Annotated in this window: 10 protein-coding genes and 1 pseudogene; all 11 read right to left on the bottom strand. The window is 64.4% G+C overall.

The genetic code is table 11. The annotated features are described in order from the left end of the window. Window positions 1-3 precede the first annotated feature (3 nt). Window positions 4-1503: an aldehyde dehydrogenase family protein gene (locus ACSFBL_RS27430; protein ID WP_435518984.1), complete on the bottom strand. Its 1500-nt coding sequence runs from the start codon at window positions 1501-1503 to the stop codon at window positions 4-6. A gap of 20 nt (window positions 1504-1523) precedes the next feature. Next, on the bottom strand, window positions 1524-2867 hold the full coding sequence (locus ACSFBL_RS27425; protein ID WP_435518983.1) for an MFS transporter: 1344 nt from the start codon (window positions 2865-2867) through the stop codon (window positions 1524-1526). Window positions 2868-3069: 202 nt separating this feature from the next. Continuing rightward, window positions 3070-3684, bottom strand: coding sequence for an MFS transporter (locus ACSFBL_RS27420; protein WP_435518982.1), 615 nt, complete (start codon window positions 3682-3684; stop codon window positions 3070-3072). Further along, window positions 3632-4348: an MFS transporter gene (locus ACSFBL_RS27415; RefSeq protein WP_435518981.1), complete on the bottom strand. Its 717-nt coding sequence runs from the start codon at window positions 4346-4348 to the stop codon at window positions 3632-3634. The genes ACSFBL_RS27420 and ACSFBL_RS27415 overlap by 53 nt, the downstream gene beginning before the upstream one ends. 48 nt (window positions 4349-4396) lie before the next feature. Continuing rightward, window positions 4397-5377 (bottom strand): annotated as a pseudogene (locus tag ACSFBL_RS27410) (amidohydrolase); the annotation flags it as partial. Then, on the bottom strand, window positions 5377-6318 hold the full coding sequence (locus ACSFBL_RS27405; RefSeq protein ID WP_435518980.1) for a Bug family tripartite tricarboxylate transporter substrate binding protein: 942 nt from the start codon (window positions 6316-6318) through the stop codon (window positions 5377-5379). The gene ACSFBL_RS27405 and the pseudogene ACSFBL_RS27410, both read right to left, overlap by 1 nt. Before the next feature lie 103 nt (window positions 6319-6421). Beyond that, window positions 6422-7816, bottom strand: a complete 1395-nt coding sequence (locus tag ACSFBL_RS27400) for an aldehyde dehydrogenase family protein (protein ID WP_435518979.1) — start codon at window positions 7814-7816, stop codon at window positions 6422-6424. Between the two features lie 53 nt (window positions 7817-7869). Next, entirely contained in the window at window positions 7870-8655 is a 786-nt protein-coding gene (locus ACSFBL_RS27395; RefSeq protein WP_435518978.1) for an SDR family NAD(P)-dependent oxidoreductase, read from the bottom strand. A 10-nt stretch (window positions 8656-8665) separates the two neighbouring features. Further along, complete coding sequence (locus ACSFBL_RS27390) at window positions 8666-9856, bottom strand: CaiB/BaiF CoA transferase family protein (RefSeq protein WP_435518977.1); 1191 nt, start codon at window positions 9854-9856, stop codon at window positions 8666-8668. Between the two features lie 37 nt (window positions 9857-9893). After that, entirely contained in the window at window positions 9894-11540 is a 1647-nt protein-coding gene (locus ACSFBL_RS27385; RefSeq protein WP_435518976.1) for a class I adenylate-forming enzyme family protein, read from the bottom strand. After that, the gene (locus ACSFBL_RS27380; RefSeq protein ID WP_435518975.1) at window positions 11537-12409 is read right to left on the bottom strand and encodes an enoyl-CoA hydratase-related protein; all 873 of its coding nucleotides are present in this window, start codon (window positions 12407-12409) and stop codon (window positions 11537-11539) included. The genes ACSFBL_RS27385 and ACSFBL_RS27380 overlap by 4 nt, the downstream gene beginning before the upstream one ends. Window positions 12410-12441: the final 32 nt, after the last annotated feature.

Here is a 12441-nt window from a genome sequence, read left to right as displayed (position 1 = left end):
CGCCTAGTCGATGTTCAGCCAGATGGCCTTGGTCTCGAGGAACTCCTCGATGTGCTCGAGGCCGGACTCGCGCCCGTACCCGCTCATCTTGTAGCCACCGAACGGAACGGCGGCGTCCATCGCTTGGTAGCAGTTGACCCAGACCGAACCTGCTCGCAAGCCCTGGGACATCCTGTGCGCGGTCTTCAGGCTCTTCGTCCAGACGCCACTGCCCAGGCCGAGGTCCGAGTCGTTGGCGCGCCGCAAGACCTCGTCAGTGTCGTCAAATGGCAGCGCAGAGATGACGGGGCCAAAGATCTCTTCCCTGGCGATGCGCATCGCGTCGGTCACGTCGGCAAAAACGGTTGGCCGCACGAAGTAACCTGAATCGAATTGCTCGCCCGTGCAGCGCTCACCGCCGCAGAGGGCTCGCGCGCCCTCTGCATGGCCGATGTCGAGGTAGCTGACCACCTTCGAGAGGTGTCGTTCGGACACCAGCGGGCCAAGGTGCGTCTCCGGATCCGCCGGGTCCCCGACGACCAGCTCGCTGCCGTAGGCTGCGACCCGCTCGACAAATTCGTCATAGATCTGACGTTGCACGAACAGCCGCGTGCCGGCGCTGCAGACCTGGCCCGAGTTGGCAAAGACGGCCATCGCGGCCGCAGGCACGGCGAGGTCGAGATCGGCGTCTGTAAAAACGATGTTGGGCGACTTGCCTCCCAGCTCCAGCGAAAGCCGTTTCACGTTGCCCGCGGACGCGGCAATGATGCGTTGACCTACATCGGTCGACCCCGTGAAGGTGATCTTGTTGACGCCCTGGTGGGCACTCAGCGCAGCACCCACCACGCCCTGCCCTGTAATGACGTTGAGAACCCCCGGCGGGAGCCCCGCGTCGGTGCAGATCTCGGCAAGCCGCAACGAGGACAACGGCGTCTGCTCGGACGGCTTCAAGACCACCGTGCAACCGGCCGCCAGCGCCGGCGCGATCTTCCAGATGCCCAGCGTCAACGGACCGTTCCACGGCGTGATGGCTCCGACCACACCCACAGGCTCTTTCACTGTGTACGAAAGCACATTGCCGGGAACGGAGTTGGGAATGGTGGCCCCATGCGGCATGGTGGCGAGGCCTGCATAGAAACGCAGCAACGAGATGGCTCGGCTGCGCATCGCACGGGTTCGCGTGAGCGGCGCACCCATGTTCAGCGTATCGAGCGCGGCCAGTTCGTCGTAGTTTTTCTCGACCAGGTCAGCGATCTTGAGCAGCAACAATTGCCGCCCTTGCGGCTTGAACCGCGCCCAGGCGCCCTCGAAGGCCGCCTGCGCCGAGCCGACTGCGCGATCGACATCCAACTCGTTGCCATCGGCGATCTCCGCGAGCGGCTTGCCGGTGGTCGGGTTGGTGACCCAGTAGGTCTTGCCGGAGGCTGCAGCGGTGTACTCGCCATTGATATACAGCCGCTTCGGCCCGCGTTTCAGGAAGTCCGCACCGGCTTCCAGCGCGTGATTGTGTTGCCAGATGGTCATGGGCTGTGTCTCGTTGCTTTTCAGCCGGGTTGAACGGAGGGCCGCGGCTTGATGTCCCTGGCACGTCGCTCCACGTTTCGCAACAGGAAGGTCGCGACAGCGGAGACAAGAAGCAGTCCGCCGAACAGCATCAGTCCGGTGGTCTGCGAGCCGGTGGCATCCTTGATCCATCCGACCACGAAGGTTGCGGCAAATCCGCCGAGATTGGCAATCGAATTGATCAGCGCCATGCCTGCCGCGGCCGCGGTGCCCGAGAGAAACAGGCTCGGCAGACACCAGAACACCGGGAACGAGGCAAACGCGAACGCGTTCGCGACGGTGAGCAGTACCAGTGAAAGCACGAGGCTGTGGGTGCTCTGCGCCGTTGCGATCAGCGCAATGCCGGTGACCACGAGGGTCACGGTCAGATGGCCCCAACGCTCCTTCCTTCGATCGGAGCTCGCAGAGACCACCAGCATCAGGACGATAGCCGCAACGCTCGGAACGGCGGTCAGCCAACCGATCGTGAAGGCGCTGCCCGCACCAGCCTCCTTCAACATGGAAGGCAACCAGAAGCTCACGATGTACGTCGCGACGGCGATTGTCATGACGATGAACCCGAGCAGCCAGATCTTCGGATCCTTGAACGCCGCCATGGCGTCGTGCTTCTGCTCGAGCTCGACGTGCTTATTCAGTTCCGCTTCAAGGTGATCCTTTTCGCTGTCGTTGAGCCAGCGAGCCGAGCGAATGTTGTCGGGCAAGACAAGGAAAAGCGCAACGCCAAGCACCACGGAAGGCAGGGCTTCCAGCAGGAACAGCCACTGCCACCCAGCCCACCCGTTCACCCCGTGAAAGGCGGTCATGATCCACCCTGACATAGGCCCCCCCAGCACGCTGGCCAGCGGCAGGCCGACCAGGAACAACCCAAAGATGCGGCCCCTGCGCCTCGCCGGATACCACAGCGTCAGGTAATAGAGGATGCCAGGGAGAAAGCCGGCTTCCGCCGCACCCAGCAGGAAGCGCACAAGGTAGAACTGCGTCGGGGTCTGCACCAGCATGGTTGCCGCCGACAACAGGCCCCAGGTCACCATGATGCGGGCCAGCCAGATCCTGGCGCCGACGCGACTCAGGATGACGTTGCTCGGCACCTCCAGCAGGATGTAACCGATGAAGAAGAGACCTGCGCCGAGGCCGTAGACCGTGTCGCTGAACTTAAGCTGGTCGAGCATCTGCAGCTTGGCGATGCCCACGTTGATCCGGTCCAAGTAGGCTGCGAAGTAGCACAGACAGAAGACCGGAATGAGCCGCCAGCTGACCTTGCGATAGATCGCCTCCGAGGCTGCGGACTCGACCGGACCGGTCGCATTGATCGTCGCTGGCTGCATGTATGTCTCCAATCCTGGAATCCGTCGTGCATACGGAGGAAGCTTGATTTTTTTGGGTCACCCATTCAGGGATTTGCGAATTCTCCAGCCTTTGCTCGGCGCCGTCAAGGCGATCCGTGCAAGCGGATCGCGCTGCGTTCAATCTTCCAGCGCGCGGTCCCGACTCTCCGGCAACGCCAGCATCGCCAGCGACGTGATGACGCTAGTGCCGGCGACATACCAGGCCGGTGCGGCCGGGTTGCCCGTGATGTCGATCAGCCAGGTCACGACAAACTGCGTGGTACCGCCGAATAGCGAGACTCCAACGGCATAGGCGATTGGAAAGGCCGGTTGCACGGATGCCGCGCGGCAACAGTTCCGGGATCGCGACCAGTGACGCGCCGCCGCTCAGTGCCGTCAGCGCCGCAAGCCCCGTCGTCACCGACAGCAGCAACGGCATGCTCGGAAATGCGACCAGCAGCATGAATGCCGGCAGCGTGAGCACCGCCGTGGCAACGCGGGGCCACAGCATCACGGGCTTGCGGCCGTAGCGATCGCACAGCCAACCCCCAAGCAACGCGAACACCAGCGTGGCAAGGCCCACCATCACCGTGGCGCCCATCGCGATCAACGGCGGAAACTTCAGCGTCGTGATGGCATAGGTCGTCATGTAGTTGCCGACGTAGTTCGACACTGTTCCGCCAAGAATCACCAGCACGGCCAGCAGGATGATCTTGCGATGGTGCAACAGGCCGCGCAAGCCGACGCTGGTGGCAGGGGTGGCTTCACGGTGCAACGTTTCGGGCATCGCGCGTCGCAGGTAGAAGGCAATCGGCACGAGGAGCAAACCGACCGCGAACGGCACGCGCCAGCCCCAGCTTTGGAGTTGCTCGGGCGTCAGCACGGCTGATCATCACGACACCGAACACGCCGGCGACAAGAGTCGCGATGCCTTGGCTCGCCGATTGCCAACTCGCATACAGGCCGCGTTGGTGGGCCGGGGCCGACTCGATCAGGAACGCGCTGGAAGGACCGACTTCGCCGCCGAGGGCCAGGCCCTGGACCAGCCGGCACAGCACGACGATGATGGGCGCCGCCATGCCGATGGCAGCGTACGACGGCGTCAGCGTCATGCCCAGCGTGCCGACCGTGATCAGCGCGATGGTCAGCAGCATGGCCGGCTTGCGCCCGACCCGGTCGGCGTACGCGCCGATGAGCACACCGCCCAACGGGCGAGAGACGAAGCCAACGCCAAACACGGCGACGGATAGCAGCAGGCTTCCGAGCGGCGTCGAGGCTGGGAAGAAGGTCTTGCCGATGTAGACGGCGAAGAAGGCGTAGGTGACGAAATCATGGAACTCGAGCGCATTGCCGGCCACGGTGGCGGCGACGATTCGCTTGGGGATACCACCCGCGGCAGTCAACGTACCGACGGATTCAACAGGCGACCGGGTCGCGGAGGCAGGCCCCTGGACGGTGGCCGGCATGGCAATGACGTTCATGATCGTGGACTTTCGCAAGAGGAGGGATCGGAGACGGGGCAACAGCGCTTACGCGCACAGGAAGCGCGCAACCAGCAGCGACCAGTAAGCCGCACCAACCGCAATGTTCTGGTCGTTGAAGTCGTAGCCGGGGTTGTGGACCATGCAGGCACCGGCGCTGTCGCCGTCGCCATTGCCGATGAACAGATAGCTGCCCGGCACGCGCTCCAGCATGAAGGCGAAGTCTTCGCTTCCGGTCACTGCGGGACCCTGCAACGTGACGCCTGCCTCACCCACCAATTCAACCCCCACGGAGCGCGCGAACGCGGTTTCGGCCGGCGTGTTGACCAGCACGCAATAGCCGGTGCGCCATGCAATGTCCGCAGTCAGCCCGTAGCTCTCGGCTTGCGCCTGGACGATCGCCTTGATGCGGCGCTCCAGCATGCAGCGCACCTCGCGGTCGAGCGCGCGCACGCTCAGTTCCATCGTAGCGCTGGCCGGGATCACATTGTTGGCCTTGCCGGCATGCAGTGCGCCGACAGTGACGACCGCCATCTGCTGCGGATCGACGTTGCGCGACACTACAGTCTGCAACGCCATGACGATGCTGGAGGCCGCGACGATCGGGTCGATGGCCCTGTGCGGGATCGCGCCATGACCTCCGACGCCATGCAAGGTGATCGTCGCGTAGTCGCTCGAAGCTGCAGCAGAGCCTTCGCGGAATACCAGGTGCCCCTGCGCAATGCCGGGCATGTTGTGCATCGCGAACACGGCATCACACGGATAGCGGTCGAAGAGGACATCCTCGATCATTCGCAGCGCACCACCACCGCCCTCCTCAGCCGGTTGGAAGATCAGGTTCAGCGTGCCCTCGAAAGCAGCGTTCAGCGCGAGGTCGCGCGCCGCCGCCAACAGCATCGCTGTGTGGCCGTCGTGGCCGCAGGCGTGCATCACGCCTGGGCGCCGGCTGGTCCACCCGGTGCCGCTGGCTTCCTCGATCGGCAAGGCATCCATGTCCGCGCGCAGGCCAAGCCTTTTCGCTCCGTTGCCTACTTCGGCGAAGCGCCCACCATTGCGAGCAGATTGCGGGCGCGTTTCTCCCCTTCTGCAATTTCAGCGGCAAACTGCCGGGCGCCTGCGTTGGCGGCCTCGGCATCGGTCTGGGCAAAGACTCTCTCAACCGTCGGTGATTTGGCTGCAGCTTCGATCTCACGCTGCAAGCGGTCAACGACGTCGAGCGGCGTGCCCTTGGGCGCGAGGAACCCGAACCACACGTAGGCCTCGTAGCCAGGTTGCTTGAGGACCTCGGCAAATGTCGGAACGCCCGCCAGCTTCGCCAGCGGCTTCGAAGACCCGACCGCAAGGGCGCGCAGCTTGCCATCCTGCAGGAGCGGCAGCACTGCCGAAAGCGACGGCAGGTACAACTGAACCTGGCCACTCATGGTGTCGGTCGTGGCCGTGCCGGTACTCTTGTAGGCCACGTGCGTTGCCGCAATGCCGAGGTCCTTCAGCAATTTTTCCGCGTACAGATGGCTGGGGGTTCCCACGCCGGACGAAGCGAAGTTCAGCTGTCCGGGGTTCGATTTCGCGAACTGCATCAGATCGTCCACGGTCTTGAACCTGGAATTGCCGCTAACCACGAGCACGTGCGGCGCCCTGGCGACCTTGGCGATGGGCGTGAAGCCGCTCGTCGGATCGTAGGTCTGACCTGCCTGCAGGTACGGCGTGGTCAGAAATGGGTACTCGGCAGTGAAGAGCAGCGTGCGTCCATTGGGTGTTGCGCGCGCGGCTGCCATGGTTCCGATAAGCCCGCCCGCGCCCTCCTTGTTGTCCACGATCACCGGCGCATTCAACTGCTGCCCGAGCTGGGTGGCATAGTTGCGCGCCATCACGTCCAGGCCGTTCCCGGTGCCGAAGGGCACGATGATCGTGACCGGTCCATCGGGCCAGCTCTTCTGCGCTATCGCGGGGGCCAGCATCGCCGCGCCCATCACGAGTCCAGCGATCGCAAATCTGAAAAATCTCATGTCTCGACCTCGTATTTAAAAGTCATGGCACATACATCGCTGCCAATGCAAGAAAATCCAGCCCGCATCACGCCGGGCTAGACGCGTTGATGACCTTGAGTTGCGTGAAGTCCAGCAACCCCTGCATGCCCAGTTCGACGCCAACGCCGGATTGCTTGGCACCGGCCACGGGCACGTGCGGCGTGCGATCGATATGCTTGTTGATCCAGACCGTGCCGGTGTCCAGCCTCGATGCCACCGAGTTGGCGAGTTCCATGTCTGCCGTCCAGACCGACGCTGCGAGGCCGTAAGGGCCGCTGTTGGCCTGCCTCAAGGCCTCGTCGACATCGGTGAACGGCAAGACAGGAAGGATCGGGCCGAACTGCTCCTCGACCACCAACCGGCTTTGCGGGTCGCAGTCCTTCACGATGGTCGGGCGGAAGAAGTAGCCCGCGCGGTCCAATGGTCCACCGCCGGGCATGACCTCGCCATGTTGTCTCGCATCGTCGAGCAAGTCCTTGAGGCGGGCGAACTGCGCAGCGTTCTGCACCGGCCCGTAGTCGACGGGCTGCTCGGCGCCATCACCGACGACCGCGCTTCGCGCCAACAAGGCCAGCGCGTCGCAGAACGGCTCGTACACCGACGCATGTACGTAGACGCGCTTGACTGCGCGACACACCTGCCCGCAGTTGCCGAACGCCGAAGCGAAGACCAGCGCCGCCGTCTTCTGCACATCGACATCGCCCAGCACGATCGCCGGATCATTGCCACCCAGTTCGAGCGTCACGCGTTGCAGGCGGGAAGCACCCGCGGCCATGACCTTCTTGCCGGTTTCCGTCGAACCCGTGAAGCTCACCTTGCGCACGTCCGCATGGGCGGTGATCGCCGGCCCGATTTCGTCTGTCCCGGCAACGATGTTGACCACGCCCGCAGGCACCAGGCCGGCGATCAGGCGCGCAAGTGCCAGCGTGGTCAACGGCGTGGTGGGGGCGGGTTTCACGACAACGGTGTTGCCTGCGAGCAGCGCCGGTGGAAGCTTGAAGGCCAGCAGCAGCAGCGGAAAATTCCATGGAACGATCGCCGCGATAACGCCGAGCGGAACGCGGTGGATCTCGACCCGGCGCTTGTCACTGTCTTCCAGCAGTTCCGGCGTCATCGAGAGCGTGGTGAAAAAGCGAAAGTAGTCGACCGTGCTCTGTATCTCGACCAGCGCCTGCGGGCGCGGCTTGCCGTGCTCGAGTGTCAGCACGTCGGCTAGCTCGTCCTTGTGCGCCTCGATCGTGGCGGCGATGGCCAGCACCGCAGCACGCCGCGCCTCGAAAGGCGTTCGGCTCCATGCTGGAAAGGCGCGAAAGGCGGCTGCGACGGCCTCGTCCACCTGCGCCAGCGAAGCCGCGGGCGATTGCGCGAAGGGCGCGCCCTGCGCCGGATTGATCACTGGCATGGTCGACGTACCGAGCACGAGTCGCCCGTCGATCAACATCGCAAATTCCTGCATTCGATACCCCTCAGATTGGTGTGCTGATTGGCCCGCGCTCAGCGCGCGGTCAGGCCGCCGTCGATCGGCAGTGCTACGCCAGTGACGAACGACGCGTCATCCGATGCCAGCCACAGGGCGGCGTGCGCGACCTCCAACGGTTGGCCGACGCGGCCCATCGGGACGGCGGACAGCACGCGCTGCTCGTTGTCTTGCTTGCTGAAGCGCGGGTCGACGTTCATGAAATCGTTGTAGAGCATGGGCGTTGCCACCGGCCCCGGGCAGATGGTGTTGACGCGGATGCCCTCGGCGGCATAGCGCACAGCGAGGCCTTTAGTCAGGCCGACGACGCCGGCTTTCAATGCGGAATACAACGGGCTCAGCGCGGAGCCCACCAGCCCCGACGTGGACGAGGTGAAGACGATGGAGCCGCTGCGCTGCTTGCGCATGGTCCGGATGACCTCCCCCGAGACGAGCACGGCCGAGGTGAGGTTCAGCTCCGCGGACAGTCGATAGCGCGCCAGGTCGAGGTCGTCGATGTTCGCCGGGGCCGGCATTCCTGCATGGTTCCAGAGGACGTCGACGCCCTCGAGCCATTGCTGCGCGGCGTTGATGACGTCCACCGTTGCCTTCGAGTCGCTCAGGTCTGCAACGAAGCCGCGAGCATGGCCCCCGGCCGCCTCGATGGCCGAGACAACGCTTGCCAGCGCCGCTTCGTCGCGATCGATCGCTGCGATGCGTGCGCCGTGCTGCGCGAATAGTTCGCAGCCGGCCTTGCCCATGCCCGATGCAGCGGCGGTGATGATGGTTTTCTTGCCTTCCAGGCGATGGGTGAATTGACTCATGGGGTTTGTCTCAACAGGTAGAGGTGACAACTTCGTTGGGCTTCGCAGGCGCATGGTCCTGCACACGCAGTTCCGCCAGGATCTCGTCCGTGTGCTCGCCCAGCAACGGCGGAGGCCGGCGAATGTCCGGACTGTGGGTCGAGAGCTTGATGGGGTTGCGCAGCAGTGGCAGGTCGCCCGCCGTGGGATGCTGGACGGTCTGCACAATGCCGTCCCGGACCACGGGGTCGTTGAACACCTCTTCGAAGTCCCGAACCGGCGCAAACAGCACGCTGGCCTCGGTCAGCACCTGCGTCCAGTGCGCGAGCGTGCCGCGTGCGAATGCGGTCGCGATTTCGGGCTCGAGCGCCTGGCGGCTTTCAAGGCGCATGGCGTTCGTGAGAAAGCGCGGGTCGGCTGCAAGCTCTGCGCGGCCCAGCGCGGTCACCAGCGCGCGCCAGAACTTGTCCGTATGCGCGACGATCATGATGTGGCGACCGTCTTGCGTGCCGTAGGTATTCCAGGGCGAGATCTGATAGTGCGCATTGCCCAATCGACCCGGCGTCTGTCCGGTTGAGAAATAGAAGCCCTCGCGCGGCACCATCGAGAAAACGGTGGCATCGAGCATCGAGACATCCACGCGCTGCCCCTTGCCGCTCAAGGCCCGGGAAAAGAGCGCGCCCATCACGCCGATGGTGCCGAACAGCGGTGGCACAAAATCGGAGATCAGGATTCCGGTTTTCAGCGGACCGCTGTCGGGCGTTCCGGTCAATTGCATCACGCCCGACATGGCCTGGATCACCGGGTCGAGCGCGGGCCTGTCACGGTAGGGGCCGCTCTGTCCGAATCCCGACATGCTGCAGTAGATGAGAGCCGGGTTCAGTTCGGACAGCACGTCGAAACCGATACCCAGTTTCTCCATGGTGCCGGGCCGAAAGTTTTCGACCACGATGTCCGAGTTCAGGGCGATTGCCTTGAGGGTCTCGATGCCGGACGGCGTCTTCAGGTCCAGCACAATGCTGCGCTTGTTGCGGTTCAAACTCAGGAAATAGTCGCTTTCGCCGCAAGCCCTGTTGACGCCGATTTGCCGGCTCGAATCGCCATCCGGCGGCTCGACCTTGATGACGTCGGCACCCAGGTCGCCCAGCAGCAACGTGCACAGCGGCCCGGCCACCATCTGCGTCAGGTCCAGCACGCGAATTCCATCGAGAACGCCACTCATGGTCTGTCCAGTCCTGTTGATGTTGTCGACCATCGCGTCATGTACCCGCTGGCCAGTTCTGAATGACTTCGCGCTTGATGACCTTGCCCGACGCGTTCGTGGGCAAGGGCTCGCGAGTCAGCCACCAGCGCGAGGGCACCTCGAAGCGCGCGAGTTGACCGGCGGCATGCGCCCTCAGCGCCTCCATCGTTGGCGAGGCACCTTCGCGCAGTACCACCGCCGCACACACTTCCTCGCCGAGGTCGTGATGCGGCAGCGGCACCACCGCCACCTCGAGCACGTCAGGGTGGGTGCGCAGGCAGCGCTCCACATGCACGCTCGCCACGTTCTCGCCGCCCCGAATGATGTTGTCCTTCAGTCGGCCGACCACGTAGAGAAAGCCTTCGTCGTCGAGGCGACCCAGGTCACCGGAGCCGATCCAGCCGTCCACGTCGCAAATGGGGTTGGGGTCGCCAAGGTAGCCGCTAGTTGCCGTGGGCGTGCGAGCCACAATCTCACCGACGCCTTCGGCATCGGCATTGCGGATGCAGACCTCCACAGCGGGCAGCGGCTTGCCCACGCAACCGGGACGCCCCTCCAGGTCGCCACCGGACCCCGCCGCAATCACGCCCCCGGCCTCGGTCAGCCCGTACATGCTGCCGACGCGCTTGTCGGTCTTGGGAAAGGCTTGCTTCACCTCTGCCCGCAGCTCGTGTGGAATGGCGGCGCCACCCATCGGAATCGAGGAGACGCTGCCGGTGTCGAACCTGGCAAACGCCTCGTGGTGAATAACTCGCGACACCATCGTCGGCACGCTGCCCCAGGCGCGCACCTTTTCGCGCTCGATCAGGCCCAGCACCTCCAGCGCGTCGAAGCGGCCTTCAGGAAACACCAGCTTGCCGCCCGACAGCAGGGTCATGAAGCTGATCTGCACACCCGCCAGGTGAAACAGCGGCATCGTCAGGAGGCTCACCGTTCCGGGATGCGTTGGCGGCAGTTCGCTCGGAAGGCGACCCGTCAACGCCAACAGACTCTGGATGTTGGCGATCACCGAGCGGTGCGACATCACCACACCCTTCGCCTGGCCCGTTGTCCCGGAGCTGAACAGCACCATGGCGGCCGCATCTTCATCAACCTTGTCGATGACGAGCGGTACATCTTCATCACGCTCGACCAACGCTCGCAAATCGGAGAACTGGATGCGCGCGGGCCCGGCAGGCAATTGCCGCTCCACCGGCCTGTCGGTAAGAACCATCGTCGGCTTCACCAACTCGATAGCGGCAGCAGCCTCCGCGTCGCTCCACCAGGCGTTGCCCAGCACAGCGGTGACGCCGATGCACTGCATCGCCCAGAAGGCGACGAGCCACTCGATATGGTTGTAGCCCAGCAAGACAACGCTGTCGCCCGTCCTGGCACCACGCATGCGCAACAGATTCGCCACGCGGGCGACCGCACGGGCGTGCTGCTCCCCGGTCAGGCGCCGATCGCCCTGCACCACCAGCGGCCTGTCCGCCCAGCGTTGCGCATCCAGGAAGAGCTCGGACAGCGCGCGCGGCCGGGTGGCATACACGCGACATGGGCGGCCATTGACCGTTCCCTGCTCGATCCGGGTGCCCCAGCGCGGAGCGACGACGGCAGCACTGCGCGACTCGCCCGTTGTAGACCGTGCGTCCGATGGCGCGAGAGGGGTGTCCATCGCGTTCATGCCCGCCTCGCTTCCTGCGCCGCCTCGAGATTGCGGCCGATGCCCTTGAAGCGGGGCGGGCGGCGTTCCTGCAAGGCGGCCACACCCTCCCTGTAGTCGTCTCCGCGCATCAGTTCGCCGATGAGGCGCTTGGAATCCTCTACGCATTCGCCAACATCCGATTGCATCAGTTCAGCATACAGCTGGCGCTTGGTCGTGAGCGCCGCTTGCGGTGACACGGTAAGCGCGATGGAGCGCGCGATCGCCGCGACGCGTGCCTCAAATTCCTTGGGCTCGAACACGTCGTTGAGCAACCCCATCTGCTTGGCCTCCTCGGCGAGGAAGATGCGCCCCGTGATCAGCACATCCGCTGCATGCGTCATGCCCATCAGGCGGGGCAGCAACCAGGCCATGCCGTATTCGGCGGGCAATCCGAGCCGTGCAGCCGCAGTGGTGAGCTTCGCGCCCGCAACCGCATAGCGCAGGTCGCAGAAGCCCACGATGGCGACTGCGATGCCCGCACAGGCGCCGTTGATGGCGGCGATGACCGGCTTTCTCAGTCCCCAATGCCACACCAGTTCATGGTCGTATTCCTCGCGCACGCCGTGCCCGGGCTTGGCAAAGTCGTCGCCTCGCACACTCGCCACATAGTCCTTGTCGCCTTCGGTGTAGTGGTCCAGCGCCTTAAAGTCGGCGCCCACGCAAAACTGCTTTCCGGCGCCCGTGAGCACGATGACCTTGACCGCGGGGTCGTCGTCCAGCGTGGCCATGATGTGCCGATACTCGGCATTCATGCGCGAGGTCCAGGAGTTGCCGCGACCGGGTCGGTTGAATCGCACGGTCGCGACGCCGTCCGCGTCGATCGTGTAGTCGGTGACTTTCAGTTCCATGGTGAGGTGTTCCTTTGCGCTCTGGCAAAAGT

Source organism: Variovorax glacialis (genome assembly GCF_051216375.1).
Classification (GTDB): domain Bacteria; phylum Pseudomonadota; class Gammaproteobacteria; order Burkholderiales; family Burkholderiaceae_C; genus Variovorax.
The sequence above is the reverse complement of the archived record's forward strand: the minus strand, read 5'-3'. Positions and strand labels throughout refer to the sequence as shown.

Excerpts from the sequence above, each read along its gene's own strand:
- ACSFBL_RS27405 (WP_435518980.1), bottom strand. The coding sequence starts at position 6,318 with ATGGGCGCGGCGATGCTGGCCCCCGCGATAGCGCAGAAGAGCTGGCCC.
- ACSFBL_RS27425 (WP_435518983.1), bottom strand. The coding sequence starts at position 2,867 with ATGCAGCCAGCGACGATCAATGCGACCGGTCCGGTCGAGTCCGCAGCC.
- ACSFBL_RS27430 (WP_435518984.1), bottom strand. The coding sequence starts at position 1,503 with ATGACCATCTGGCAACACAATCACGCGCTGGAAGCCGGTGCGGACTTC.
- ACSFBL_RS27390 (WP_435518977.1), bottom strand. The coding sequence starts at position 9,856 with ATGAGTGGCGTTCTCGATGGAATTCGCGTGCTGGACCTGACGCAGATG.
- ACSFBL_RS27385 (WP_435518976.1), bottom strand. The coding sequence starts at position 11,540 with ATGAACGCGATGGACACCCCTCTCGCGCCATCGGACGCACGGTCTACA.
- ACSFBL_RS27395 (WP_435518978.1), bottom strand. The coding sequence starts at position 8,655 with ATGAGTCAATTCACCCATCGCCTGGAAGGCAAGAAAACCATCATCACC.
- ACSFBL_RS27415 (WP_435518981.1), bottom strand. The coding sequence starts at position 4,348 with ATGAACGTCATTGCCATGCCGGCCACCGTCCAGGGGCCTGCCTCCGCG.
- ACSFBL_RS27380 (WP_435518975.1), bottom strand. The coding sequence starts at position 12,409 with ATGGAACTGAAAGTCACCGACTACACGATCGACGCGGACGGCGTCGCG.
- ACSFBL_RS27400 (WP_435518979.1), bottom strand. The coding sequence starts at position 7,816 with ATGTTGATCGACGGGCGACTCGTGCTCGGTACGTCGACCATGCCAGTG.